The organism is Adhaeribacter rhizoryzae (genome assembly GCF_008629685.1).
GTDB lineage: Bacteria > Bacteroidota > Bacteroidia > Cytophagales > Hymenobacteraceae > Adhaeribacter > Adhaeribacter rhizoryzae.
This window is the reverse complement of record NZ_VWSF01000019.1, coordinates 67,872-93,653: the sequence shown is the minus strand read 5'-3', so window position 1 is coordinate 93,653 and position 25,782 is coordinate 67,872. Positions and strand designations below refer to the sequence as shown.

Sequence of the window (25,782 nt, the reverse complement as noted above, 5' to 3'; positions counted from 1 at the left end):
GTATTTATCATTTTTAGGTCTGGTTTAATGCTTCATCTGGGTCTTTAGTAATTGGGCATTAATCGCCACGATTACAGTACTTAAACTCATCAAAACGGCCCCAATGGCCGGCGACACCATGATACCTTGCTGATACAAAACACCCGCTGCCAAGGGTAGCGCAATGACGTTATAACCCGTTGCCCAAATAATATTTTGAATCATCTTCCGGTAGGTAGCTTTCCCAAACAGCACCAAAGAGGCAATGTCCTGTGGATTGCTATTAACCAGGATGATGTCCGCTGTTTCTGCTGCTACATCGGTGCCGGAGCCTACGGCAATGCCTACATCGGCCTGGGCCAGGGCCGGTGCATCGTTTACCCCATCTCCGGTCATGGCCACAAATTCTCCTTTGGCTTGCAGCTCTTTAATTTTTTCTTGCTTTTCGTGGGGCAATACATTCGCCAGAAAACCATCCATTTTTAAAGCCTCGCTCACACTTTTGGCCACCCGGTCATTATCGCCAGTGAGCAATAGGTTTTTAATGCCGTTCTCCTTTAATATCCGGATAGCCTCCGCCGATTCAGGCCGGATTTGGTCTTTTAGACTGATGAAGCCAACCACTTTATCCTGCACTAGGATGTAAACCACCGTTTCTACGCCATCTTCGGCGTTGCTGGCCGGCACCTGAATACCAAATTCTTGCATATAATTAGGGCCTACGACCTTGACCGATTTTCCTTCTACGATGCCTTCCAACCCTTTTCCGGGCAAATAATTAAACTGATCCGAAGCAGGAACCACAATCTTTTGCTCCTTTGCCTTTTTCAAAACTCCCTGCGAAATATAGTGCTCGGAATTCTGTTCCACGCCGGCCGCTAAGCGCAGCAGTTCTTGCTCAGCGTATTCCGTAGCAAAGGAAACCACTCGGGCTACTTCGTGGGAGCCTTGCGTTAAAGTGCCGGTTTTGTCGAAAATAATGGTGGTAATTTTACGGGAATTTTCGAAAGCGGTACGGTTCCGGATTAATAAGCCATTGTTGGCCGAAATAGCCGTGGAAATAGCCACCACCAGCGGCACGGCCAAACCCAGGGCATGAGGACAAGAAATCACCATTACTGTTACCATGCGTTCCAGCGCAAAAGAAAGTTCAGCTCCCACGGCCAGCCACACGGCGAAGGTACCAAAGCCGGCAAAAAGGGCAATGTAGGTCAGCCAGCGGGCCGCTTTATCGGCCAGGTTTTGCGTTTCGGATTTGGTTTTCTGCGCTTCCTGCACCAGGTTAATCACTTTATTTAAATAACTCTCCGCGCCTGTGTTCTGTACCGTAACTTTTAAAGAACCATTGCCATTGATGGAGCCACCAATAACCTTGTCATCTTTGGATTTTTGAACCGGTTTGCTTTCCCCCGTCAGCATGCTTTCGTTCAGGTAACTTTCCCCTTCCACAATCAGCCCGTCAGCCGGTACTTTTTCCCCCGGCTTAACTAAAATAAGGTCACCCTTTTGTAGGGCATCAATGCGGACATTCACCGTTTCCGGCCCCCGTATCAAGTGGGCTTCGGAAGGCATCATGCTTACTAGCAGCTCCAAAGCGCGCGAAGCCCCCATCACCGACTTCATTTCAATCCAATGGCCTAATAACATAATGACAATCAAAGTGGCCAGCTCCCAGAAGAAGTCCATGCCTTCTAAGCCAAAAACAATAGCCGTACTGTACACATAAGCCACGGTAATGGCAATCGCAATCAAGGTCATCATCCCCGGCGAGCCTTTCTTCAGCTCATCTTTTAGGCCGGTTAAAAAGGGCCAGCCGCCGTAGAAAAATATTATAGTAGAAAGCACCAAGGAGATATACATGTTATAAGGTATATTCAGCTGGTAGCCCAGAATTTGCTGCACCATCGGACTAATAATAATAACCGGCAGGGATAGTAGCAGCGAAATCCAGAATCTTTTCCGGAAATCATCAATCATCATGGCATGATGGTCGTGGCCGTGTTCCCCGTGCCCTGGAGCAGTATTGCCCTCCTGGGGCATGGCGTGATTATGAGCGTGAACAGTTTTCTGGGCCAGATGCCCTTGCGTACTTTCCTGTAGGTCTTTGGCCTTGGCCTGCGAATTAGAGGAATGGTGATGATGGGAATGGTCCATGGTATAATTATTAAGTTTATTAAAAGCGGATTAAAACAGAAAAGGATAACCTTTTTAGATTATCCTTTTTAGAAGTGGTCTTTTAGGAGAGCGGCTCGATTTTAAAGCCAGCCTTCTCAATGGCTTCTATTACTTCTTCCTCGTTGACGGCACTGCCTTCCACGGTTAATATTTTATCTGGATTATTCGTATCTACCTGCCATTTTTCAATGCTCTTCTCCTGGTTCAGAAAGGGCGTTACCGTAGCTACACAACCGCCACATTTAATGTTGGTTTTGAATTTTAAAGTTTCCATAATTAATAATATTCATTTAGTTGTCCATTAGAATCCGCTGAACTAGATTTTAACCTATGCGTTTTCTTTTCTTTAACAAAGATACCGGGTAGGCGAAGGGAATATGTGATATAATTCGGATAAAGTGTTATATGATTTTGCTTATAGCCTGCGCGATATAAAAACGCCTCTGCCAGTAAGACAGAGACGCTTTAACCAAACAAACACCAACTTTAATATTCTTTATGTTCCAGTAGCCACTCTTGTAATTCTTTTATATCCATCATTTGGCTATCGATAATTTTTTGGGCCATTGTTTTTATAACCGGGCTATTGCCGTGTTCTATGACCGATTTGGCATTTTCCATGGCTGCTTGGTGGTGCGGAATCATCAACTGAGCAAAATCCTGATCCGTATCACCGGTAATTACCCGTAAATCACTTTCCCGCCCCATTTTCTCCATGGATTCCATTACTTCCATATGGAACTCCATGTTCATGGGCTGGTCTGCTTGATAGGAGGCCAAAAAAGTATTGAATTCCTGAATTTCTTTTTCCTGTTCACTTTTTATCTTCTGGGCAATAGCTATCATTTCGGCGTCTTTGCCATTGGCAATTTCTTCCTGGGCCATGTTAATGGCACCCTGATGGTGCATCACCATCATCTTGGCAAAATCAATGTCAGGTTCACTATTCATGGGCATGGCCTCCATTTGCGTCATCATCTGGTGCATGATAGTCATCATTTTGTTTTGGTCATGCGGCTGGGTTTCCAACCCCTCTTCCTGTTCACAGGAAGCTAAAAATAAACTGGCGGTTAAGAGCATTGCCCATGAGCGAATAATAAAAAAGTTTTTCATAGTATTTAATATATTTTAATTGCAAATGCCTGCTATAAACAAGCGATATAATCCAAAACCATATGTATCAGAAAGCCCCAGGCAAACGTGCGTACCTTGGGAATACTTAATAAGATTACATAAACAGCAATAGCCGGGTAAGTATGCAAAAAGTGAAAACCTATGCTGCACCGGTCCGGGTCATACAGGGGTACGGCAAATAAATGGTCTACGTCCAGTATTATCCCGGTTGCTAACATAGCCCAAGCCTTTAACCAATTATCCCGGTAAAAGAGGTATGCCGCACCGGCTGGCACCAGGACATGCAGTATTAGGTGTATCATAGATTTTTAAACTATTCTATGATGAACCAGACCAGCGGGCATACTCAATTTGCTAGTAAATTTTACCAGCAAGGGAGCGGCAGGCCTCTTCGCACCGGCGGCAAGCTTCGGCACATGCCCGGCAGTGGTCCATGTGTTGGGCGTGCTTTTCGCATTCTTCGCCACAGGCGGCGCAAATGGCGGCACAGGCATCCAAAAACACCTGGACATTTTCTGAATTGCGGGCTAAGGCATCGGCTGTAGTACGGCAAATGGCGGAACAATCGCGATCTAATTGAATGCACCGGATCATCATTTTAACATCTTCTTCTTGCAAACAGGCGGTAGCACAATGCTCACATTCGGCCGCACAAGCCACTAAAGCATCAATAATTGGTTTATACTGGGAATTATGCATAATTAGGTTATTTGTGGTAAAACATAAATATTCATTAGCCAGAAATATTTCATCGCCGGCATATCTTATTGTTTTACCCCAATTTGAGGTAATCCGTTTTATACAATCTCTGAAAAGAGTTATATCTTTTGGGTTTGTAATAAGGTGCTTTTGCCAGATTTTCCCTTTCCCCTTACCTTTAATAGATAAAAATTTTATTCTATAAAGCCTAAAAGGCCTTTAAACCTAATTGAAATAGAATGCGCTATCTTCTTGGTTTGCTTTTATTAATAGCTGTTTTAACAGGCTGTAATTCCCATAATTCCGGCAAAGAGGCTGTTTTCGAGAAAAGTACAAACGACCCACAGGCAATTATAGACAAAGCTATAGCTGCCCACGGTGGCGATAAATTTTTGCAATTGCAAGTAGCTTTTGACTTCCGGGATAAGCACTATGAAGCTTCCCGCCAGGATGGACTTTATTCCTATACCCGTTCTTTTACCGATTCAACCGGCCAGGTAAAAGATGTATTAACCAATAAGTCCTTTACCCGGACCATCAATGGCCAGGTAAAGGACCTACCGGCAGAGCGGGTGAAAGCATTTAGTGCCTCGGTTAACTCCGTTATTTATTTTGCCCTACTTCCCTTTGGGTTGAATGACCCAGCCGTACAAAAGCAGTACCTGGGCAGCGCTACCATCAAGCAAATCCCTTATCACAAAATAAAGGTTACCTTCAAACAGGAAGGTGGTGGAACTGATTTTCAAGATGAATTCCTCTACTTTATCAATCAGAAATCGTTTACGATGGATTATTTTGCTTATACCTACGTTACGGATGGCGGTGGTATCCGCTTCCGTCAAGCAATTAATCCCCGTAAAGTTGAGGGCATCTTATTTCAGGACTATATCAATTTTGAACCGCTGGATACTATTAATTTCTGGAAGATTGAGCAAGCCTTCACTGCCGACCAGTTAAAAGAACTTTCCAATATTGAGTTAAAGAATATCCGGATAAATATCCTGCACTAGTTCCAACCTGAAAAAATCAAGAATTAATTTTTGGTATGCCCTTTATAGTTTTTCGGGTTTTTCTCTTCGGATAAGGGCATTCGTTTTTCGGTTAGTGGCTTTTTACAAACCGGACAAGTTCCCGGAACAGCACTAGCCACATTTACGTGGTCGGGGCAGACATAAACGTTTTCGGTTCCAGTTACCTGGCCTTTGTAGTTTTTTACCGGCACTTGAACCAAGGCCATTCCACATTGGGAGCAGGAACCAGCTTCTTCTTTTACTTCAGTTGGGTGTTTTGGGCACCTATAGACGGTTTTGGTGAGTACCACTACCTGACCTTTGTAGTTTTTCGCCGTTTCTTTTACTAAAGTCTTGCCGCATTTAGAGCATTTACCAGGGGTATTACTAATTTCATTCGGATGGTCCGGACAGCTGTAGCTTATAGCCGCCACTTGCTGTTTAATGGCATTGTTTTTTTGGTTGCCCTGGCCTTGAATTTGGCTAATGGTTATCAGGGCTAGTGCTATTGTTAATAGGAGCGTTTTCATAATTCCTTAAGTATAAATGGCAGGTTTTGTTTTGGATAAAGGTAGGTGTCAAAGGGGTTTAAAAACATGATTAACATCAAGGCAATGAGTGCTTTAAATCAATAACCGCCGTTGATTTAGACTGGTAATAAACAAAATTTGTATAATTAAGGAGAATGTTGTTATAATTCTGGCAGTTTAAAATTCTCACCTTCTGAAATCCGCTATCCAGGTTTATTCCTGGTTTGAATTTTGAATTAAACGCGTTTCGTTTAATCTTTTAATTCGGCAATGATTACTTTGCCTCTTTTTTGCAGTTCGTTTTCGCGAACCAAAGCATACATGGCGGGCAGAACAATTAAAACAAAAAAAGTTGAGGTGACTAGGCCAAATACAAAAGGAATAGCAATGGGCTTCATGACATCGCTCCCGGTTCCGGTAGCTAGCAAGAGTGGTATTAAACCCAATATATCCACCAAAACCGTCATCAATTTGGGGCGTAACCGCAGGGCCGCACCTTCATAAACCGCTTCCTCAATGTCAATTTTATTCAGGCGACCACTAGTTTTTTTGCGTTCGGAAACCTTGTTGTATAAAGCATTATTCAGATACACGAGCATCAGTACCCCCGTTTCAACGGCTATCCCAAACAAGGCAATAAAGCCCACGGCCACCGCTACCGAAAAATTTACGTCAAAAAAGAAAAGGGAATAAGCACCTCCTACCAGGGCTACGGGAATACTGGAGAGGACGATTAATACCTCCCGGTAAGTGTGAAAGGTAAAATATAAAATGACGGTAATAAGGACCAGAACAATGGGAATGAGAATCTTTAACCGCTGTTCAGCCCGTACTTGGTTTTCGTACTGTCCGCTCCACTGAATATAGTAACCTTTGGGCAACTTTTGAACGAGGCTTGCCAGTTCTTTTTTAGCCTCTGCCACCGTACTGCCGATATCTCTTTCCCGCACGTTAAAGAGTAACGTGCCCCGCAGCATGGCATTTTCCGAGTTAATCATGGGCGGGCCTTCTGCTAAATACACATCCGCCACGGCAGACAAGGGAAGCGGACCAACCGGACTGGTCACCAGTAGTGACCTTAAACGGGGTAGACTATTGCGGAAATCCTCAGCAAAACGTGCATTCACCGCAAAGCGTCGCCGGCCTTCTACGGTAGTAGTTAAATTCATGCCCCCAATGGATGATTCAACCACTAGATTTACATCATCCACACTTAAACCATAACGGCCAATTTCATCCCTTTTAATGTTTATTTCCACATACTTTCCGCCCACTAAGGGTTCCACATTTAAATCTTTAATTCCGTCTATACCCGTTAAAGCCGCTTTAAACTGTTGGGCTAAAATATTAATGGAGTCCAGGCTTTGACCATAGATTTTCACCCCTACATCCGTCCGGATGCCGGTGGAAAGCATGTTGATGCGGTTAATGATGGGCTGGGTCCAGGCATTAATTACCCCCGGAATCTGGAGCTTCTTATTTAATTCTTCAATAATTTTGTTCTTGGTCATGCCGTCGCGCCATTGAGATTGGGGTTTTAACAAAACAATGGTTTCTATCATGCTGAGCGGGGAATTGTCGGTGGCGGTGCTGGCTCTTCCGGCTTTGCCTAATACATTGACCACCTCCGGCACCGATTTAATCAGTCTATCCTGCACCTGCATAATCCGTTTTATTTCGGTATTGGAAACATCCGGCAGCGTAATCGGCATAAATAACAGGGAGCCTTCGTCCAACGGCGGCATAAACTCCGAACCTAAGCGCAGGACAAAGGGAATGCTGGCGGCCACCAATACAAAAGCAATGGCAATGGTTATCTTCTTCCAGCGGAGACACCACCGGATAACGGGATTATAAAGCCAGAGGAAAAACCGGGATACCGGATGGGTTTTCTCGGAGCGTATCTTTCCTTTTAGCAACAGGGCCAACAGCACCGGTACCAGAAAAATTGCCACCAAAGCCGACCCCATCATAGCAAAGGATTTGGTAAGGACCAGGGGGGTAAATAACTTTTTTTCCTGACCTTCCAAAAAGAGGATGGGGGCAAATGAAACCAAGGTAATCAATATAGAATTGAAAACTGCCTTCCCCACTAATACAGAGGATTTTTCAATGCGTCTTAGCCTTTCCGCTTCTGCAATCATTATGCTGTTATTCCGTTTCTTCTGTAATTGATTTTAAAGCATTTTCAACCATTACAATGCCAGCATCTACCAGGTCTCCTACGGCCAGGGCCACGCCGGCCAGCGACATAATGTTGGAGCTCACCTGAAACCAATTCATCATAATAAAGGAGATTAACACGCTCATGATAATGGTGATGACCACTATTAATGCACTCCGCACATGTAACAGGAAGATGAACAGTACAACCGAAACCACCAGAATCTCTTCCAATACGGCTTCTTTTAAAGTAGCAATCGTCGCCTCTATCAAATCTGACCGGTCGTAAGCCACCTTTAGTTTTACCCCCGGAGGCAAACCGGTTTCCACGTTTATTAATTTTTCTTTTACCTGGTCAATTACCTCTTTAGCGTTTTCTCCATAACGCATTACCACTATTCCCCCCACCTTTTCGCCTTCTCCATTTTCTTCTACAATTCCTAAGCGCAGTTCGCCGCCCATTTGTACCGTGGCAATGTCTTTCACCCGGATGGGAATAGAGCCTTGGGTTCTTAAAGGAATTTCTTCAATGTCTTTTATTTGGGTGAGGTAACCAACCCCTCTGATGATGTATCCCATATCGGCCATCTCAAATTTTCTCCCACCAACGTTATTATTGTTGGCCCTTACTTTTTGGACAACTTCATTTAAAGGAATGCCGAAATAGTTCAGCTGGACCGGATTGATGACAATCTGATATTGTTTTTGAAAACCCCCAAAGGAGGCTACTTCACTAACCCCAGGGACTGTCTGCAAAGCAAATTTGATGTACCAGTCCTGCAAGGCGCGCAGTTCTCCCAAATCATAACCGGGTGCATCCAAGGTATACCAGAAAATGTGTCCCAGGCCGGTGCCATCTGGTCCTAAAGTAGGCGTTACTGCTTCGGGTAACAGTCGTTGGGCATAATTAAGCCGTTCCAATACTCTGGTGCGGGCCCAGTAGACGTCTACGTTATCTTCAAAAACTACGAAAACAAAGCTCATCCCGAACATAGAATTAGCTCGGATGTTTTTAATTTTAGGAATGCCCTGGAGGTTGCTTACTAACGGGTAAGTCACTTGGTCTTCCATAATTTGGGGGCTGCGACCCATCCATTCGGTCAATATGATAACCTGGTTTTCCGATAAATCCGGAATGGCATCTACTTTCGTTTTACTTACGGAATAGAATCCATAGGCACCTATTACGGCTGCTATCAGCAGCACAATTAAGCGGTTCTTTAAGGCCCATTTGATAAATTGTCCAATCATAATTCTTTACCTAGGCAGAAGGGCTTTCATTATATTCGGCTGATTTCCATTGATACATTTCATTAAAATACCCCTTGCTTTTGATGAGAAGGAATATGCAGGTATAACAACTTTAGCTTCATTAAGAAGCGTGCAGGAATGCTTGATATAAGCCTTGTTTTTAATCAATCCTGATTTATCCCGGAGTTCCAGCATTGATGAAAGCTTCAGAAAAGATTAAAATACGGCAAGCAACAGCTGGTTTTTCGTTATTATAAATATAGGCCCCTTAAGGATTTACTAACATGATTAAAGTCATCTAAGGGCCTGTATTAAATCAGCGATTACTTTTGATTGACCCGGCAAATAAATGAATTTGTATAATTTGTGATAACAGTGATATAATTCTGTCTATTTTAGAATCCTAACATTTAAATCCGGCACCATTATTTTTCAAAAGTCCGCTTGTTTAGTCAATCGGCTACTTTTTCTTTCCCTTTTGTACTAAGACCTCTTTTATTCGACTTTTATCCCAAATAACTTCACCTAAAGAGGAACGTATGATAATATAGCTAATACTTAATACTACTTGACTAAACTTAAACTATGAAAACTAAGAAGAGTAATTGGAACCTGGCTATCTGGCTGTGTAGTGCAACCTTGTTTTTTAGCGCTTGTAACCAGAATTCCGGTAAGACCGAAACGGCAACCACGGAACAAACAGGGGATCATGCAGGTCATGATATGGCAGCAGGCAGCTCCAACAATAAAATGATGGACCTGATGCATGAGAATATGACCGCCATGCAGGAGATGAAAATGACCGGCGACGTTGACCATGATTTTGCCCAGATGATGGCTATCCACCACGAAGGTGCGCTGACCATGGCCCAGGAAGAGGTTGATAATGGTCAGGATTCTATGTTAGTTAATATGGCCAAACAAACCTTATCCGCCCAAAAAGAAGAACAAGAAAAGCTGCAAAAGTTTGTTAGCAGCCACCAGCCTGCTGCGGCTGATACAGCCGCTTCCATGAAGTTGATGCAGCCCATGAAAACCATGATGACCAGTATGGACCATAACATGAAAGGAACAACCGACCATCATTTTGCCAGTTTAATGAGCATGCACCACCAAAGTGCTATTGATATGGCCAACGCCTATTTACCTAATGCCAAGGTGCCGGAAATTAAAGCCATGGCCCAGAAAATCATAAAGGACCAGGAAAAAGAAATTCAGCAATTGGATACCTGGTTGCAAGCGCATCCTCAGCAATAATTTTATTGTTTTTATACCTGAAAAGGGATTCTCGTCAAAGAATCCCTTTTTAATTTGGCTTGAATAGAAGTTTATATTTGGTTATCAGCTTAGCGGCAATAATTTTCAATTCCAGGAAATAAAAATGATTCTTATATTCATATGGAAACTAATTTAGACACATTAAAATTGGCGCAATCAGCTTCCGCTCTGGGTGCAGGCATTCTTGGATTTGGCCTGGGTGCTAAGTGGGGTTTGGATATCGCCAATTATGCGCTCCTGATAATAGTTATAGGGGGCATTCTTCATGTTTCAGGCATGTATGTAATGCAAATGAAAAATAAATCCTATAAATCATATGGAGTAGCTAGAGCTCTTTGGATTTCGGCGTGGATTTGCTTGGTAGCTCTGGTAGCTCTTGTTATTTATTTGCTCGTTTAGAAGCGTTAAGGTGAGCCCATCACTCATTAAGATATTGCTAAAGGATGTCTTAACAGCACAGCATCAGCTAAGCTGATATTGGTTAGTAACATTATCTATTATTCACCTTCAGCTTTTCTTTTAAATTCTTGAAAATGCTTACCGGATAAGGGGTTCCAATATTAAAACCTAAGTCTTTAATGTCTTCTAAAATGGTCATTTTTGCACCGGGACTAACCTTTTCCCAGATAGAAGGCTTTAAAAACCAATGGTCCGTACCACGTATCATCCATGTTTCTACCATAGTCAGGATAGATATTCCGTCCTTTAGCACAGCGTTGAGATATACTTTAATGTAGTCTTCGTCTTTTTTTAACCCGGAGATGGTGATAGTGGTTTTATCTTTTTGGGGTAAGACATTTATCATAACGATTATGTTTTTCTCGGTTCCATCATGATTAATTTTAAAATTAGCTCGTCCCGCTAAGCAGACAGGTATTTGTATGTCCACTTGGTAGGCAGTGCCCCAAAAATCGTCTTTACCTGCCAGCAGATCGGTTCCTTTTCTATAATAGGTGTGTATTTTGCTAATTTCCTTATCCAAGTGCGTTAATTCCTTCGCAATTGATTTTTCAAAAGTGTCTGGGAAAGAATATTTTAATTCCTGAATCTTAACTCCTTTCGATGCTAAGAATTGGAAGAAATAATCTTCTCTGTACTTTTTCAGAAGAGCCTCCTCTCGAAATTCTTTGTATGTCGCCAGTAATTGACTATAAATTTGCTTTTGGTATTTCTTAATGAAATATTCTCTGCAAATAGTTCTATAAAGCTGAAGGTTAAAGTGCTGCGGGGTGTTAAATTGGTTCTTTTCTTCAAAATCCTGAAAAAGTGTTTCGTGTACGGTACAAAATCCAGGAAAAGTTGAAGCTAGATTAACACCAATTTTATCCAAGATAAAGGAGCCGGAAGCGTGATCAAATTTTGGTCTTAATACATGCCCATCTTCTTCAATAGCGCCTAAAAATAGCTTTTTAGAAATGGTATGAGAACTCTTAATAGACTTTCTTTTGCAATCCAGGTAAATGCAATCGTGATTACTCCGATATAGTTTTAAGCTGTTGCTAACATGTTCAAAAAATAAACTCTTTCTAAGGTTCTCGGTTAAAACCTCATCCGGGTTTTCATGAAATGAAGTAATTACTTTATCAATACTTTCTGTTAAAAGCTGCTCAAATAACTCATTTATATCCATGTGCTTTTAAAAGTGGTATAAAGTCATTATGGGAGCGGCTTTTTTAAACTATCCAGGGGTAAACGGTCCCGAATTGCTAGTTTCTTATAATCAGAAGGGGTATAACCGGTAATGGCTTTAAACTGCTTCGAAAGATGGCTTAAACTGCTGTAATGTAAACGGGTCGCTATTTCTCCCAACGATAATTCTTCATAATCCAGCTGCGCTTTAATGTATTCAATCTTTTGCAGAATAATAAACCTTTCAATGGTCATGTGTTCAACCGAAGAAAAGGCATGGCTCAGGGTGCTGTAATCTTTTCCAATAGCCTGGCTTAAATAAGTTGAATAATTGGTGGTTATCTTCTCGCTTTTATAATGGATTAAATCGATGAGCACCGTTTTAATCTGTTCTACCAACTTCAATTTTTTATCCTCTAACAGCTCAAAGCCATAATCCTCCAACACTTCTTTTACCTTTTCTTTTTCTGCTGCTTCTAGAGGCCGGGCTAGTTCTACCCAGCCCAGTTGCACCTCCAGAACCGGCAGTTCCAGGCGGGCAAATTGTTCTTGTATTATCCGGATACACCGCGGGCATACCATATTTTTAATATTTAAGGTAGCCCGGCTTTCGGTGCCTTGTGGTTCCATGTTATCAGGATATAGAGTGGAGCGTTTAATGAAATAAAGCTGATATTGAAATATAGCAGGGTTTTACAACGCTACCGGAACGGGAATGCGTAAACGCTCCCAATGCATCTCTATCGTTCCTTTATTCTCGCCTGCTGCCTTTACCACGTAGCGGAGGCGTTCTTGGGGTTTATCTGTTTTTTCAACCTGAACCGGAAGGCGCAGAATATCCTCTTTCGCAGAATATTCATCGGCCAGGTGCTGTTCCCAATTCTTATTCAGGATTACGGTCCATTCCTTCTCGCCTGGTATGGTAAAAAAGGCATACTTGCCGGCCGGTATTGCCTGGCCGCCTATCTGGATAGGGCCATCGGTTTCAATAGTCGTCGCGGAGTGCGCGCCAGTTACCCAAACTTGGTCATAAGGAACCAGGCCACCCCAAACTACCCGTTTGCGAACGGCTGGTGAATGATAGTTTATAACCACGTTGACCGAACCAATCTGGCCGGTAGCTACGGCTTTCAGACTGCCTTTTAACGTGTCCGGCTCCGGTTGCTCGGCAATCGTGACCGCATCTTCCGGATTGGCTGTCGTAGGTGCCGCAGTAGGTTTTTCTATCTCTTGCTTTTGGGTTGTTTCCGGCTTTTGGTTGCAGAACGTGAAGGAAAAGCTAATGGCTACGAGGGCAAAGTAATGAGTGAATTTTAGTGACATCGGTTAGTTATTTGATGAGTTGAATAAGACAGATGAAGTATTAATGCTGATGCTGTTCCAGGAATTTTCCTTGTGGTCCTACTCCTTCTATATGGACCAACTGGGCACCGTAATGGCCCGCCATGCTGACGGCATAACCGGCACCAATCAAAATCACGGCGGCAACGGCTATGCTCCAGCGCTGGCCCCGGAAAACCAACACGCTTAGCAGCTGGGCTAATAATCCAAGGCCGGCCAGGTAAACCGTGTAATCAGCATATTTATCGTGCTGTTCTAAGACGAGCTCCGCGTGGGCAGAAAGCCCGGAGGTATGCGGGTGCGACCAATGAGAGGAGGCGTATGCCGTCACAAAACCAACCAACACCATGATGGTCACGGCCCAATTGAGTTCTTTCTTCTGAAACAGAATATTGAGAAATTGCATGGCTGCCGCAATCATTAGCAGCATTATTGGGAAATGGACAATCAGCGGGTGGATGTGCGGAAAGTCCGCGAAAGAGGCATGTACGGTCCGGGGATTGGCTTCGTGGCCGGCGTGCTCCGCCGGGGTTACATCATTTAAAACTATCGTATCACGGAAAGCCTTGGGTTCTTGTTTGATGGTATCAGCCGGGGTAGGTTTGGCTTTTTTCTCGTGTTTTTCACCCCCGTGCGCCATAACCCCCGGCGGATTTAAAATTAGGGTCAGGCACAAAAAGGAAAGCAGGAAAAGAAAAAGGTTGGTTGGTTTCATTAAGTTGTTGAAGTTTAAAGATTGGGGAAAATGATTTTAGGGCCGGATAACTAAACCATTCGGTTTTTTACCGACCGGAACCGTAGCGGTCACCAGATGATCGACAACCTTAATGACGGACACGGTATTGGCCCCCTGGTTGGTGACGTAAGCCGTTGTGCCATCCGGGGAAAAGGCAATGGCGTGCGCATCGGCTCCGGTGGTAATGCTGCCTTTCAGGTTCCACTGACCGTTATTTTCCTGGTAATAAACAATTTTTCCATTGGTGGCATCGCTTACCCATAATTCCTGTTGGGCGGGATGATACGCGACATAGCCGGGTTTAAAGCCCAGCGGAATAGTTTCGGTAGCAGTGCCGGAAGCTACGGCAATTTCCGTCACGGTGCCCTCTGTTTCATTGTCCACGTACATGAAGCCATTGGCGGCTGGCCAGGCTCCTACCGGGTCTTTGCCTACCGGCACGGTGCCCAGTACCGTTTTGGTATCCGGGTTGATGATAGAGACCGTCGCATCCATGGTATTGGCGGCAAATACTTTGGTGCCATCGGCGGAGAAAGTAACTTCTGACAAGCCTTTGCCGACCAGGATGGTATTTTTCAGGCTCCAGTTACCGGTATTGTAAACCAGCACATGGCTTTGCTGTTCATCCTCCTGCGCAATCCATAATTCAGAGCCATCCCGGTTAAAAACACCGTTATGGGGCATTTTGGGCAGCATGAGTTCTTTTTCAATTTTCCCGGTGTAGCTATTGAGCACCATGACCTTGAAACCGCTCATGCCCCCCATGCCGCCGGAGTCGTGGCCACCGCTTAAATCGGTACTGGTAATGGCAACGGCCAGCTTTGTTTTATCCGGACTGATATTAATATGGTGCGGGAATGTAGCTCCGTTCAATGATAGTTGCTCCTTTTTGGAGAGGTCGTTTAAATTAAGCACCTCGATGTTGTTTGATTCGCCATTCACCACATAGGCTGCCGGGTAATCAATATTCTTTTCTTCCCCACCGCCCATATCATCCATGTCGTCCATGTCGGCTTCGGTATGGAAGTTACAGGCCGTAAAGCCGAAAATTAAAAGAGCTCCTGCCAGTGCTTTTTTTATTTTGAAAAGCATGATTCCTGCGGTTAATCGCTGGGTTATTGACTTAACTGTTGTAGGACTACAAAACCAATCAGACTGGCTATTAAGGCATACCAGGCAAGTCGCAGGTATGGCTTGTTCTTTTTGGGCGGTTCGGTTTGACAACATGATTTCATTCGTTTATTAATGGTTATGGCCGGCCATCTGGTCAGTGCCTTTCTTTAAAACATATTCGCTGTAGAGTAAATAAGCGCCCGTTACCACTACCGTATCGTTGGGGCTTAGTCCGCTGGCAATAGCTACCTGGTTCGCACTTTCGGGCCCCAGGGTAACCATTTTGGAGTTGAAGGTATTCTCGCCCGTTTTTACCCAAACGTGCGCCCCCCGGGAATCCCGGATAACGGCATCGAGCGGCAGGGTAAGCGCCTGATTCGTGGGAGCCGGCAGGTTAATGGTCGCCTGCGTGCCGGGAATTAATGCTCCTTTGGGATTAGGCAGTTTAGCCCGGGCGACCACTACCTGGCTGTTCTGGCGGAACTCCGGATTGATAAAACTTACTTTGGTTTTAATAGGAGCCGGCTGGCCCGGCACGGTCACTTCAATGGGGGTGCCCACCTGTATTTGCCCGGCTTCCTGCGCGTATAATTCCGCTTCTACCCAAATGGTATTAAAGCGGCTCAGGCGGTAAAGCAAACTGCCTTCGGCCACATAAACGCCTTCGGCCGCGGCTATCTCCGTCACGATGCCGGACGTTGGTGCCAGGAAGGTAATGCGGGCATCTAACTGCCGGGTGTGGGCCACCCGGTTAACCTGGGCCGGCGATAAGCCCATGAGCAGGAGTTTCTTTTTGGCTGCCGCCAGCACAGAAGCAAACTGTTTCTCTCCCGGAAAGGCTTTCACCTGGTCCAGGGCTAATAAATATTCCTGTTCCAGGGTCAGCAACGATTCGCTGTACAAGTCATAAAGCGGCTGTCCTTTTTGGATACGCCGCCCGGTTTCTTTGACATACAACCTTTCAATACGACCGGCTGCGCGGCTGCTGATTAAATCCGCCTGGGTCTGGTCCACCGCTAAGCGCCCGGTCAGGATGGTATTACTGCCTACTTGCCCCATCTGAACCGGCCGGGTAGAAATATTGCCCAGTTGCATCTGCGTTTCGCTGAGCATGATGCTGCCGGCGTTCTTTTCCGTAGCCGGTTGTTTTTTGACCGGTACCAGGTCCATGCCACAAATCGGGCACGAGCCGGGTGCACTTTCCACGATTTGCGGATGCATGGGGCAAGTGTAAGTGGTACCTGTTCCGGCCGTATCAACCTCATGGTGCTCGTGTTTATCTTTATTGGTACAGGCGACTATCAGAAGAGCCACGAGCCATACGCCTGCTGTTTTTAGAATCTTTTTCATCTGTTATTTTCTGCTACCCGAATAAAACTTTCGCTATCTACCAGGAACTGAGCATTGGTGGCTATCACATCCTGGGCCTTCAGTCCCGATAGTACTTCTACCATCCCATCGGCCCGTTGGCCAGCCTGCACGCTGATGGGCTTGAAGACCCCGTTCACTTTCAGAAAAGCTACGGACTGCGTGCCAATGTCCAGCACCGCTTCTTTGGGCACCCAGAGGGCGGTACCAGTACTGTAAGTAGCTTTACCGGTGAGGAGCTGGCCAATGAGCGTGGATTTATTCTCCGCTGGTAAGGAGGCCCGCACCTGGGCAAAATTCTCTCCGGCCTCGTAAATTGGTTCCACCAATAATACCTTAGCGGGCACCGGCTCCCCTGGCAATTGGTTAAAAGTAATGGTGATAGGCGTTCCTATGGTGAGTTGCCCAGCCTGGCTGCCGGGCACGTTGAACTGGGCCCAAACCTGCGAAGCATCCACTACTTTTAGCAAAGCTTGCCCGGTAGTCACGTACATTCCTTCCCGGATGGCAAAACCACTATTTGGGGTTGGTGCCGCCGGGCTGGTTCCGCCGCCACCGCCAGCACTCCCCGCGCCACCCATACCACCCATACCATCTCCCCCGGCTGCTGGAGCAGCGGAAGCGGGTGCCGTGGGAGTAGGCGCGGCGCTTACCGCCGGGTCCAGCACATAGCCGGTGTAAGGGCTGTACACGGAAAAGGTATAGGTCTCCTGGCCGCTCCGGGCCAGTTGTTTTATTTGGCCTTCCGTAGCTCCTAATAATTGTAGTTTTTGCTTTGCGCCCTGAATCAGGGAAGTATTAGTGGGGTCATTTTGCAGCAGGTAAAGCAATTCTTTCTGGGCGGTTACCAGTTCCGGGCTGTAGATGTCGTACAGCTTTTGCCCTTTGCGTACCGGCTGATAGTTGAATTGCACATATAATTTTTCAATCCGCCCCCCGAAGCGGGCCGGAATAAGGTATTGCTGGCGGGTATCATAGGTCACCACGCCGCTCATAATAATTTCGTTCTGTACCTGCTTTTGCACCGGTTGGGTGGTCTTGATACGAGAGACCACCGTTTGGTTCGCGGGCTGCAGCAAGTAGTTTAAATCCGAACTCACGGGGGCAGCGGGCGCATTAGCGGTTCGCTTGGCTACCAGGTCCATGCCGCAGATGGGGCAGGAACCCGGCTCGTCCCGGACAATTTGCGGGTGCATGGGGCAGGTGTATGCTACCTCGGGAGCCGTCGCTCCCTGCTCCCCTCCCTGGCCGGGCTTATCATTACAGGCCGTAAAAGTGAACGGCAGCAGTAAAATCAATAGCCCGATTAACTTATTTTTCCAGTTCTTTCTCATAATTTACCCCTATCAGGTACAGTTGCTCTAAGTTGTTGAGGTATTCCATTTGGGCCATGTTCAGCGCTTCCCAGGCATCAATCACCAGGGGTAATTGGCCGGTATTTTGTTCGTAGCTGAGCAGAGTGGTTTCGTAGTTGCGCCGCAGGGCCGGAATGATTTTGGCTTCGTAATTCTGTACCTGGGTCCGCTTGGTTTGCAATTCCAGCGCCATGCTTTTTACCATGCTTTGGGCTTCGTTCAGGATATTTTCCCGGCCTTTTTGCATACCCGCAATTTCCAGCTTCATGGCTTTGATGTTAGACTTGTACATTTTCGAAGACCAAGGGGCAATAGGAATAGAAACCATGCCCATGGCGGTAAACGTCTGGGCCATCATCTTATCGCGAGGCATCATGTTTTCCAGGCGGATGCTAAAATCCGGTAGCCGTTGCAGACTTTCCAGGCGCAGGTTGAGCCGCATCGATTCAATGGTCTGGTCTATTTGCCGCACATCGCTGCGAGTGGTACGCAGTTCCGCCGTGTCGGCTAAGGCAATCGGTTCCGGTACCCGAACCAGGGTGTCCACAGCAAAACGGTTCTCCTGGGGCAGGTTCATCAGCATATTAAGCTGAATGTTTTTCATGCCAATTTCACTGTCATTCATGAGCAGCATATTTTCGACTTCGGCCAATCGGCCTTCCGCTTTGTAGATGCTCCCCAACGAGCTTTGGTTATAAGGGTAGCGGACCCGGGACAGCTTCAGCATAAACTGCATGATGCGCTGACTTTCCAGCAGCACCGATTTTTTCTTTTCCAGCACCACCCATTGCAAATAGGCGGTTTTGGCCTGGGCCCGCAATTGGTTGTAAGTAACATCCCGCCCGGCTTCTTCAATGGCCGCTTTAGAACGCTGGTAATTTTGCCGGGCCTTGAGTTTCGCCGGGTTGGTAATTTCCTGCTCTACGGACGTCATCACCATGCCTCTGTCCTGTCCCTCCATAATCATTTGGCCCGGATAGGGAACCATGAATACCCCCGCTCCGACCATGGGCGCCATCTGGCTGATGGCTCCCTCGGCCATGGCGTTCTGGGCCTGGCCCCTTAACCTGAATTCCTGGAGCATGGGGTTATTCTGGGAAATTTTGCTAAGTACCGAGTCCAGCGGGAGCACCGGTACCTGCGCCTGGACGGTTGTTCCCAGCAACAGCAGCCAAGCCATTATATATAATCTAGTGGTTAACATCGTAAATCTCCATTTTACCGTGTTTCTTTAATTCGTATTCTTTTGTCATTTCAAACACCACCGGAGTCACCAGCAGAATATGAATGGAGGAGGTAAACACCCCGCCTATCAGGGGCAGCACAATGGGCAGCATCACATCCGTGCCCACTCCGGTGGCCCACAGCACCGGAATTAAACCAAACAGCGAAACCGAAACCGTCATGATTTTGGGGCGCAGGCGCTTAACGGCCCCCATGAAAACATAATCCCGGATGTCCTGCTTGGTAATGGTCTCGCTCGAATTACCCTTTTCCGCTACCAGCTGGTTCATGGCTTCGTTCAGGTATACCACCATCACCATAGCCGTTTCTACCGCCAGTCCAAACAAGGCAATAAAGCCCACCGCCACCGCTACCGACAGGTTAATGCCGTAGAAATACACAATAAACACCCCGCCGATTAAGGCAAAAGGAATGGTTATTATATTCAGCAGGGCCTCCTTAAAAGAATTAAAGGAGAAGTACAGAATCAGGAAAATGATGATCAGGACCAAAGGGATAATAAATTTGAGCGTTTGATTGGCTCGTATCTGGTTCTCCCACTGCCCGCTCCATTCCAGCCGGTAACCATTGGGCAAATTGGTTAACTCGCCGTTTAACTTTTGAATGGCTTCCTGGACGGTGCTGCCTAAATCCCGGTCACGCACATTAAACAAAACAGCACCCCGCAGCTGGGCATTCTCCGAAGCAATCATGGGCGGGCCATCCACAAACCGCACATCGGCTACCGCCGAAAGCGGAACAGTGCCCGCCGAACCGGTCTGCAGGGGAATGCGCCGGATGCGGTCCAGGCTGTTGCGGTACTCCTGGGCCAGGCGCAGGTTAATGGAAAAGCGTTGCCGCCCTTCCACCGTATTCCCTATCGGGAGCCCGCCCAAGGCCGATTCCACAACGGCATTCACATCATTTACCGAAAGCCCGTAGCGGCCGAGCTCATCACGCCGGGGTTGGATTTCCAGGTATTTGCCCCCCGTAACCGGTTCAATGTATAAATCTTTGATGCCCGGAATATTCTGTAAGTTATTGCGCACCTGCTCCGAAACCAGGGCAATAGAATCCAGGTTTTGGCCATAAACCTTTACCCCCACGTCCGTGCGGATACCGGTGGCCAGCATGTTGATGCGGTTAATAATGGGCTGGGTCCAGCCGTTAATTACCCCCGGAATCTGGAGTTTTTGGTCCAGTTCCGCGATAATTTTGGCTTTGGTCATGCCCTCGCGCCACTGGGCTTCCGGTTTCAGCAAAATAATGGTTTCAATCATGCTGATGGGTGAGTTATCGGTAGCCGTACTGGCCCGGCCGGCCTTGCCCAACACCTGGTCTACTTCGGGCATGGATTTAATAATCTTGTCCTGCACCTGCAAAATGCGCTTAGCCTCGGCATTGGAAATGTCCGGCAGCGTGACGGGCATAAACAAAATAGAGCTTTCATCCAACGGCGGCATAAATTCCGACCCTAAGCGGAACAGCATGGGGATGGCGATGAGTAAAGCCAGGATATTGATGCCAATAGTAGTCTTCCGCCATTTAAGGCACCAGCGTAAAATAGGACCATAGATCCGCTCCAACCCCCGGTTAATGGGATTGCTGCTCTCGGGCTTAAAATTACCTTTTAACAATAAGGACAGCAGCACCGGGGTAACCGTAATGGCCACGAAAGCATCGACGATCAGAATAAAGGTTTTGGTCCAGGCCAACGGGCTGAATAATCTTCCTTCCTGGCCGGTGAGTAGAAAAACCGGCAGGAAAGAGGTAATAATAATAATGGTACTCCAAAACACGCTGGGACCAACCTGCTTCGTAGCTTTTTCAATTATTTTAATTCTTTTGGATTTAGATAATTTCATGGTTTAAGGTTGAATGAGCCACGCCATTTCTTATAAAAATGATTTCTCGTCATGCTGCGCATCGGCTAAGTGCCGGTAAGCATTCTCCACCATCACAATGGCATCATCCACAATCACCCCAATAGACAGCGCTATTCCGGTCAGCGACATAATGTTGGAGGAAATGCCGAAGGTATTTAACAAGATGAAGCCAATAGCCACGGAAAGCGGGAGCTGAATAATGATGATTAAAGCGCTCCGCCAGTGAAAAAGAAAGATGAATACGATTAAGGAGGCTACTACCATCTCTTCAATGAGCGTAGTCTTGACCGAGTTAACCGAATCATTTATCAGACCACTGCGGTCGTAAACAATATTAAATTTTACCCCTTTGGGTAAACCAGCCGAAACTTCCTGCATTTTGGCTTTCACCTTTTCGATTACTTCGGCCGCATTTTCACCGTAGCGCATCACCACAATGCCGCCCACGGCTTCGCCTTCCCCGTTTAAATCAAAAATGCCTAATCGGCTTTCCCCGGTCATTTGCACGGTGGCAATATCCCCTATCCGGACCGGAATGGTATTCTGGGTGGTGATGGGAATATTCTCTATTTCTTCGGTGGATTGGAGGTAGCCGGTTGTTTTAATAATGTACCCGATATCACTCATCTCAAATTTGCGGCCCCCACTCTCGTTATTGTTGGCCCGCACGGCGGTCATTACCTGGGGTACCGATAAGTTAAAATAAGATAATTTATTAGGGTCCAGGGTAACCTGGTACTGTTTCTGAAAGCCGCCGAAAGAAGCAATTTCACTCACGCCGGCTACGTTCTGGAGCGAGAATTTTACGTACCAATCCTGGATAGCCCGCTGCTCACCCAAATCCATGCCGGGTGCATCGAGGGTGTACCACAAGATATGCCCCACACCAGTTCCATCCGGGCCTAAAGTGGGCACCGCTCCTTCGGGCAGTAAGCGGTTCGCATAATTTAGGCGTTCCAGCACCCGTTCCCGCGCCCAGTAAATATCAGTTTGGTCTTCAAAAATGACATAAATAAAACTCATACCGAACATGGACACGCCCCGCACATACTTCACCTGGGGCATTCCCTGCAGGTTCGTCACCAGCGGGTAGGTCACCTGGTCTTCGATAATTTGCGGGCTGCGACCCATCCACTCGGTAAAAACGATTACCTGGTTTTCCGATAAATCCGGAATGGCATCTACTTTATTGGTACTCACGGAGTAGACCCCCCAACCAAACAGACCGGCTGCGATGAGCAGCACAATCATGCGGTTGCGCAGAGAAAATGAAATTAGTTTACCTATCATGGTCTATAGGAGATTGCCCTCCCGGCCTTGGAGACCGGGAGGAGTAAATAAAAAATTAATATTGTTCGCCTGCTTCGTGCTGGTGGGCGGCAGCGGAATCCGTCTGGATACCGGCGGTAACTTCTTCCAGGTTCATGCCGCATTTAGGGCACTTCCCCGGTTCAGTGCTGGTAACTTCCGGGTGCATGGGGCAGGTGTAGGTAATGCCGGCCACCTCTTGTTTGGTTTCGGTTTGCTCCGTGGCATTTTGATCTGTTCCGCTGCTGTTACAGGCCGTAAAAAAAGTTAAACCAAAAAGGGACAAGCCAATATTTAAGATAAGCGCTTTCATATTGATGAATAATTTTAAAAATGGTTAAATAGCTATGCTCTCCTGCTAGGTCCAGCAAGGCCATTGAAAAGACTATAATACAGGCCGCCTGATGCGTCTGAACTAATATTAAACGATTTAAAATGAAGGGGAAGATTTCGTAAAATCCGGATTCAACGAGGCCTGCTTAGCCGTAGGCTAAGGAAACAAAGTACAGGAAAGGTTACACTTGCCGCTTAAGCTACAAGTTAAGCTATAAGCTACAAGGGCTAAGGAAGCTAACCTTTACAGGCAATTTTATTTGAACTGGATTTACGTTTTAGAAGGCTACCCCAGGGGAACAGGTTGGCAGTCTCTTCTAAAAAAAGAAGGGTAAACTAAATGATAAAGGTTTGATGTAAAATGCCGATAGACCTGCCGGACATGGGCGGTGGCAAAGTAAAATGCGGAAGTGTTTCCAGGATGGCCGGCCGGATGCTTGCGGTAAAGCTGGGATAAGTCACCGGTTCTTTGGCGAACTTGGCTGCCTGCTGGGTAGCGGAATTAAAGTTGATTGGTGAAGCTACGCCCCGCTGCATGACACAAGTCATATCCTGGCAGGATTTCCGGGGGCTTTTAGCCGCTTTGCCGCAGCAACAGCTTGGGTCGGCAAACAGGCTAATGGAACCGCCCTCTTCTCCAGAGCAATGCGCTATAGTCACACGAAAGCCCATAGAAGCCAATAGGATGGCTGCTACTAAGCTCAGGTGAATAAATTTTTGCATTGCCTTCATCTGGCGAGATTTAAAATTTATTAGCTGTTAAAATAATATTAGCTATAACAGAAGTTGTCGAACTTTAATTCAACTTACAAAACTAAGGATGTTTTTACAGTTAGGTGTTATACAATTTTGGTTAAATGTTATATAAATTGGTCAAAAAAATAATACTCTTACTAAATAGGCTTTATAGATATTACCAAGGGATGAACGGTCTAAGGTAAAGAAACCGAGGGGATTGTCGTGCAGCGCGGGTTTATCATACCCCTGTCAAACAAGGAATCTTATTCCTCACCCAGTTTTCTGGTCTTCTAACTTATAGTAATTAGTTATTTCTGTTTTAGCTAGATTCTAAAGCAACTTTACAAAAGGGAGAAAAAAACCTTGGCAGACTCCGTACAAACATAAGATTTTAAACAAGCGCTAATTTCTAACTTTTGTTATATTTTCTTCCCTTTTGTAACTAACTATTTCCTTTTTTTATCTTATCTCTGCTGGAGTACTTGACCGGAGCCTTACTTAATTAGACCTGCTCGAAAGAACAGGCTCCTACCGAAAGCAGGAGACTAAGCTGCTTACCGGTATACGTGCACCTCAGATCCTCACCTATCTGAGGTGCTATTTTTAGTACCTATAATTATTTAACTGCTTTGGGGGATTGGTTCAGCATAGGCATCCGAGCCATAATATTTCTTACGGAACCAATACGCCAGGTTAACCAGGCCAATTTAGGCCGGCACCTCAATCAGGGGGCCCACCACGCCGGCAAATGCCTGCCCGGAGTTTAAGCCGAAAACACCAATGGCCACTGCAATCGCTAACTCAAAGTTGTTACCCGTAGCCGTAAAAGCAACCGATGCATTCTGCGCATAATTAGCACCCAGGGCTTTACCCATATAAATGCTCACCACAAACATGATGGCAAAGTAAATGACCAACGGCACAGCAATCCGGATTACATCCAGGGGAATACGCACGATTAAATTGCCTTTTAAGCTGAACATGACCACAATGGTAAACAGCAAGGCTATCAAGGTAATAGGGCTAATAGCCGGAATGAAAACTTTCTGGTACCACTCGTCACCTTTCAGCCGGCGCAAAATAAGACTGGACAGGAAACCCATCAGGAACGGGATACCTAAGTAAATACCGACACTTTCGGCAATAGCCCCCATGCTGATATCCACTATTTTGCCTTCCAGGCCAAACCAGGTCGGCAGCACGGTAATAAAAATGTAAGCAAACAGGCTATAAAACAACACCTGAAAGATACTGTTAAAAGCTACCAGACCAGCGGCATACTCCCGGTCCCCTTCGGCCAACTCATTCCAGACCAGCACCATGGCAATGCAGCGGGCCAGGCCAATTAAAATAATGCCTACCATGTACTCCGGATAATCCCGCAGGAAAATAATGGCCAGAAAGAACATCAGCAGCGGGCCAATTAGCCAGTTTAGCACCAGGGATAAGGTAATAACCTTGACATTCTGGAAGACCCGGCCTAACTGCGCGTATCTAACCTTGGCCAATGGCGGGTACATCATCAGGATTAACCCAATGGCAATCGGCACATTTACGGTGCCGGCCTGAAAAGTATTAATGACCACTTCTACTTCCGGATAAACATAGCCGATGAATACACCGATGGCCATGGCCAGGAATATCCAGAGGGTTAAAAACTGGTCTAAACGGGAAAGCTTCTTTCTTTTATCTACGGTACACTGACTCATTTTCTGATGATTAAATAATGGGTTGTTTAAGCCGTGCGCAGCATTTGGGCAAATTCGCTGGGCAGCGGGCTGGCTTCTACCGCCTGGGCGGCTTTCTCTACATCGTAAGGTACCCGCACAAAGTCCACTTTAATGCTATCCGGGTTAGTTAGTTTACTATCGGACGTTAACGCTACAATCACATAGCAGCTGCGAGGGTCGCCGTCTTTGGGTTTACCCACTGAGCCAATGTTGATGGCGTGGCGGTAACGGGTTTGCCCTTCGTGCTCGTAAGGCATGGCCCGGTGGTAAGGCTTATGCGTGTGACCAAAAAACAGCAGGTCGGCCTGGACCTCTTCCATCATCCGCAGAAAGCTTTTCTCCGGCCGGTCCTCAAACAAGTACTCATTTATTTTGCGCGGGCTGCCATGCACTAACAGCAACTCCATTTTATTCGCTTCTTCGGAATTATCCATAAAGGTTAACCGGATATGACGGGGCAGCATGCGCAGATACCCGCGGGTTTCTTCTGTGACAATACGGTTGGTGTAATCAATGGACTGTTGCCCTAAAGATTTCTCCGTATCGGTTTTATAAGCACAGCCACAGTTGGGGCTGGCCAGCCCGACGCCTTCGTCGTAATTACCGGCAATAGTCGGTATTCTTCTTTTCCGGATTTCGGCTACTACTTCGTTGGGCCAGGTGGCATAACCCACTAGGTCACCTAAACAATACACGGCATCCAGGTTTTTTTTATCCATATCGGCCAGCACAGCTTCCAAAGCGGGTAGATTGGCGTGGATGTCACTAAAAAGGGCAATTCTCATAAAATTATTTTTTCATA

The 25,782-nt window shown here is 46.2% G+C and carries 23 protein-coding genes and 1 pseudogene; 3 read left to right on the top strand and 21 right to left on the bottom strand.

Going from position 1 to position 25,782, the window contains the following annotated elements:
• Nucleotides 1-24: 24 nt before the first annotated feature.
• The 5 genes from F0145_RS19890 to F0145_RS19870 all read right to left on the bottom strand — a co-directional run bounded on the left by F0145_RS19890 (nucleotide 25) and on the right by F0145_RS19870 (nucleotide 3,987).
• Entirely contained in the window at nucleotides 25-2,133 is a 2,109-nt protein-coding gene (locus F0145_RS19890) for a copper-translocating P-type ATPase (protein ID WP_146905177.1), read from the bottom strand.
• An 82-nt stretch (nucleotides 2,134-2,215) separates the two neighbouring features.
• The gene (locus F0145_RS19885; protein ID WP_146905180.1) at nucleotides 2,216-2,428 is read right to left on the bottom strand and encodes a heavy-metal-associated domain-containing protein; all 213 of its coding nucleotides are present in this window, start codon (nucleotides 2,426-2,428) and stop codon (nucleotides 2,216-2,218) included.
• A gap of 212 nt (nucleotides 2,429-2,640) precedes the next feature.
• Nucleotides 2,641-3,267, bottom strand: a complete 627-nt coding sequence (locus tag F0145_RS19880) for a DUF305 domain-containing protein (RefSeq protein ID WP_150091222.1) — start codon at nucleotides 3,265-3,267, stop codon at nucleotides 2,641-2,643.
• Between the two features lie 32 nt (nucleotides 3,268-3,299).
• Complete coding sequence (locus F0145_RS19875) at nucleotides 3,300-3,590, bottom strand: DUF6122 family protein (protein WP_146905186.1); 291 nt, start codon at nucleotides 3,588-3,590, stop codon at nucleotides 3,300-3,302.
• Between the two features lie 52 nt (nucleotides 3,591-3,642).
• Nucleotides 3,643-3,987, bottom strand: coding sequence for a four-helix bundle copper-binding protein (locus F0145_RS19870; RefSeq protein WP_146905189.1), 345 nt, complete (start codon nucleotides 3,985-3,987; stop codon nucleotides 3,643-3,645).
• A 239-nt stretch (nucleotides 3,988-4,226) separates the two neighbouring features.
• On the opposite strand from F0145_RS19870, the gene F0145_RS19865 reads away from it, so the two are divergent.
• Complete coding sequence (locus F0145_RS19865; RefSeq protein ID WP_146905192.1) at nucleotides 4,227-4,997, top strand: DUF6503 family protein; 771 nt, start codon at nucleotides 4,227-4,229, stop codon at nucleotides 4,995-4,997.
• 23 nt (nucleotides 4,998-5,020) lie between these two features.
• On the opposite strand, the gene F0145_RS19860 is transcribed toward F0145_RS19865, so the two are convergent.
• From F0145_RS19860 to F0145_RS26875, 3 genes are all read right to left on the bottom strand, one after another.
• On the bottom strand, nucleotides 5,021-5,527 hold the full coding sequence (locus F0145_RS19860; protein ID WP_146905197.1) for a heavy metal-binding domain-containing protein: 507 nt from the start codon (nucleotides 5,525-5,527) through the stop codon (nucleotides 5,021-5,023).
• A gap of 251 nt (nucleotides 5,528-5,778) precedes the next feature.
• A complete protein-coding gene (locus F0145_RS26880) occupies nucleotides 5,779-7,671 on the bottom strand; it encodes an efflux RND transporter permease subunit (protein ID WP_150091220.1) in 1,893 nt (630 codons plus the stop codon).
• Nucleotides 7,672-7,678: 7 nt separating this feature from the next.
• Nucleotides 7,679-8,941 carry an efflux RND transporter permease subunit gene (locus F0145_RS26875; RefSeq protein WP_146905204.1) on the bottom strand — a complete coding sequence of 421 codons (1,263 nt, stop codon included), beginning with the start codon at nucleotides 8,939-8,941 and terminating at the stop codon, nucleotides 7,679-7,681.
• Nucleotides 8,942-9,526: 585 nt separating this feature from the next.
• Here F0145_RS26875 and F0145_RS19845 point away from each other — a divergent pair.
• Together F0145_RS19845 and F0145_RS19840 are read left to right on the top strand one after the other, a co-directional pair.
• Nucleotides 9,527-10,198 carry a DUF305 domain-containing protein gene (locus tag F0145_RS19845; protein WP_146905207.1) on the top strand — a complete coding sequence of 224 codons (672 nt, stop codon included), beginning with the start codon at nucleotides 9,527-9,529 and terminating at the stop codon, nucleotides 10,196-10,198.
• 141 nt (nucleotides 10,199-10,339) lie between these two features.
• On the top strand, nucleotides 10,340-10,618 hold the full coding sequence (locus F0145_RS19840; protein ID WP_146905210.1) for a hypothetical protein: 279 nt from the start codon (nucleotides 10,340-10,342) through the stop codon (nucleotides 10,616-10,618).
• A 91-nt stretch (nucleotides 10,619-10,709) separates the two neighbouring features.
• Here the strand turns inward: F0145_RS19840 and F0145_RS19835 are convergent, their stop codons facing one another.
• The 13 genes and pseudogenes from F0145_RS19835 to F0145_RS19770 form a co-directional block, all read right to left on the bottom strand.
• On the bottom strand, nucleotides 10,710-11,849 hold the full coding sequence (locus tag F0145_RS19835) for a hypothetical protein (RefSeq protein WP_146905213.1): 1,140 nt from the start codon (nucleotides 11,847-11,849) through the stop codon (nucleotides 10,710-10,712).
• A gap of 26 nt (nucleotides 11,850-11,875) precedes the next feature.
• Nucleotides 11,876-12,478, bottom strand: a complete 603-nt coding sequence (locus F0145_RS19830; RefSeq protein WP_146905216.1) for a helix-turn-helix domain-containing protein — start codon at nucleotides 12,476-12,478, stop codon at nucleotides 11,876-11,878.
• A 63-nt stretch (nucleotides 12,479-12,541) separates the two neighbouring features.
• Entirely contained in the window at nucleotides 12,542-13,171 is a 630-nt protein-coding gene (locus F0145_RS19825; protein WP_146905219.1) for a DUF2911 domain-containing protein, read from the bottom strand.
• Between the two features lie 40 nt (nucleotides 13,172-13,211).
• On the bottom strand, nucleotides 13,212-13,904 hold the full coding sequence (locus F0145_RS19820; protein WP_146905222.1) for a hypothetical protein: 693 nt from the start codon (nucleotides 13,902-13,904) through the stop codon (nucleotides 13,212-13,214).
• Nucleotides 13,905-13,940: 36 nt separating this feature from the next.
• Complete coding sequence (locus F0145_RS19815; RefSeq protein ID WP_146905225.1) at nucleotides 13,941-15,017, bottom strand: YncE family protein; 1,077 nt, start codon at nucleotides 15,015-15,017, stop codon at nucleotides 13,941-13,943.
• Nucleotides 15,018-15,167: 150 nt separating this feature from the next.
• A complete protein-coding gene (locus F0145_RS19810; protein ID WP_146905228.1) occupies nucleotides 15,168-16,388 on the bottom strand; it encodes an efflux RND transporter periplasmic adaptor subunit in 1,221 nt (406 codons plus the stop codon).
• Nucleotides 16,385-17,740, bottom strand: a complete 1,356-nt coding sequence (locus tag F0145_RS19805; protein WP_146905231.1) for an efflux RND transporter periplasmic adaptor subunit — start codon at nucleotides 17,738-17,740, stop codon at nucleotides 16,385-16,387. The genes F0145_RS19810 and F0145_RS19805 overlap by 4 nt, the downstream gene beginning before the upstream one ends.
• A complete protein-coding gene (locus tag F0145_RS19800) occupies nucleotides 17,718-18,941 on the bottom strand; it encodes a TolC family protein (protein WP_223816162.1) in 1,224 nt (407 codons plus the stop codon). The genes F0145_RS19805 and F0145_RS19800 overlap by 23 nt, the downstream gene beginning before the upstream one ends.
• Nucleotides 18,942-18,951: 10 nt before the next feature.
• Nucleotides 18,952-22,161 (bottom strand): annotated as a pseudogene (locus tag F0145_RS26690) (efflux RND transporter permease subunit).
• 55 nt (nucleotides 22,162-22,216) lie between these two features.
• On the bottom strand, nucleotides 22,217-22,492 hold the full coding sequence (locus tag F0145_RS19785) for a heavy metal-binding domain-containing protein (RefSeq protein WP_150091212.1): 276 nt from the start codon (nucleotides 22,490-22,492) through the stop codon (nucleotides 22,217-22,219).
• Nucleotides 22,493-22,848: 356 nt separating this feature from the next.
• Complete coding sequence (locus F0145_RS19780; protein WP_150091210.1) at nucleotides 22,849-23,244, bottom strand: hypothetical protein; 396 nt, start codon at nucleotides 23,242-23,244, stop codon at nucleotides 22,849-22,851.
• 713 nt (nucleotides 23,245-23,957) lie between these two features.
• Entirely contained in the window at nucleotides 23,958-24,959 is a 1,002-nt protein-coding gene (arsB, locus tag F0145_RS19775; RefSeq protein ID WP_150091208.1) for an ACR3 family arsenite efflux transporter, read from the bottom strand.
• A gap of 26 nt (nucleotides 24,960-24,985) precedes the next feature.
• Complete coding sequence (locus tag F0145_RS19770) at nucleotides 24,986-25,765, bottom strand: metallophosphoesterase family protein (RefSeq protein ID WP_150091205.1); 780 nt, start codon at nucleotides 25,763-25,765, stop codon at nucleotides 24,986-24,988.
• Between the last annotated feature and the right edge of the window lie 17 nt (nucleotides 25,766-25,782).

Coding starts and splice junctions, on each gene's coding strand:
- F0145_RS19890 (WP_146905177.1), bottom strand. CDS start 2,133: ATGGACCATTCCCATCATCACCATTCCTCTAATTCGCAGGCCAAGGCC.
- F0145_RS19885 (WP_146905180.1), bottom strand. CDS start 2,428: ATGGAAACTTTAAAATTCAAAACCAACATTAAATGTGGCGGTTGTGTA.
- F0145_RS19880 (WP_150091222.1), bottom strand. CDS start 3,267: ATGAAAAACTTTTTTATTATTCGCTCATGGGCAATGCTCTTAACCGCC.
- F0145_RS19875 (WP_146905186.1), bottom strand. CDS start 3,590: ATGATACACCTAATACTGCATGTCCTGGTGCCAGCCGGTGCGGCATAC.
- F0145_RS19870 (WP_146905189.1), bottom strand. CDS start 3,987: ATGCATAATTCCCAGTATAAACCAATTATTGATGCTTTAGTGGCTTGT.
- F0145_RS19865 (WP_146905192.1), top strand. CDS start 4,227: ATGCGCTATCTTCTTGGTTTGCTTTTATTAATAGCTGTTTTAACAGGC.
- F0145_RS19860 (WP_146905197.1), bottom strand. CDS start 5,527: ATGAAAACGCTCCTATTAACAATAGCACTAGCCCTGATAACCATTAGC.
- F0145_RS26880 (WP_150091220.1), bottom strand. CDS start 7,671: ATGATTGCAGAAGCGGAAAGGCTAAGACGCATTGAAAAATCCTCTGTA.
- F0145_RS26875 (WP_146905204.1), bottom strand. CDS start 8,941: ATGATTGGACAATTTATCAAATGGGCCTTAAAGAACCGCTTAATTGTG.
- F0145_RS19845 (WP_146905207.1), top strand. CDS start 9,527: ATGAAAACTAAGAAGAGTAATTGGAACCTGGCTATCTGGCTGTGTAGT.
- F0145_RS19840 (WP_146905210.1), top strand. CDS start 10,340: ATGGAAACTAATTTAGACACATTAAAATTGGCGCAATCAGCTTCCGCT.
- F0145_RS19835 (WP_146905213.1), bottom strand. CDS start 11,849: ATGGATATAAATGAGTTATTTGAGCAGCTTTTAACAGAAAGTATTGAT.
- F0145_RS19830 (WP_146905216.1), bottom strand. CDS start 12,478: ATGGAACCACAAGGCACCGAAAGCCGGGCTACCTTAAATATTAAAAAT.
- F0145_RS19825 (WP_146905219.1), bottom strand. CDS start 13,171: ATGTCACTAAAATTCACTCATTACTTTGCCCTCGTAGCCATTAGCTTT.
- F0145_RS19820 (WP_146905222.1), bottom strand. CDS start 13,904: ATGAAACCAACCAACCTTTTTCTTTTCCTGCTTTCCTTTTTGTGCCTG.
- F0145_RS19815 (WP_146905225.1), bottom strand. CDS start 15,017: ATGCTTTTCAAAATAAAAAAAGCACTGGCAGGAGCTCTTTTAATTTTC.
- F0145_RS19810 (WP_146905228.1), bottom strand. CDS start 16,388: ATGAAAAAGATTCTAAAAACAGCAGGCGTATGGCTCGTGGCTCTTCTG.
- F0145_RS19805 (WP_146905231.1), bottom strand. CDS start 17,740: ATGAGAAAGAACTGGAAAAATAAGTTAATCGGGCTATTGATTTTACTG.
- F0145_RS19800 (WP_223816162.1), bottom strand. CDS start 18,941: ATGGCTTGGCTGCTGTTGCTGGGAACAACCGTCCAGGCGCAGGTACCG.
- F0145_RS19785 (WP_150091212.1), bottom strand. CDS start 22,492: ATGAAAGCGCTTATCTTAAATATTGGCTTGTCCCTTTTTGGTTTAACT.
- F0145_RS19780 (WP_150091210.1), bottom strand. CDS start 23,244: ATGAAGGCAATGCAAAAATTTATTCACCTGAGCTTAGTAGCAGCCATC.
- arsB (WP_150091208.1), bottom strand. CDS start 24,959: ATGAGTCAGTGTACCGTAGATAAAAGAAAGAAGCTTTCCCGTTTAGAC.
- F0145_RS19770 (WP_150091205.1), bottom strand. CDS start 25,765: ATGAGAATTGCCCTTTTTAGTGACATCCACGCCAATCTACCCGCTTTG.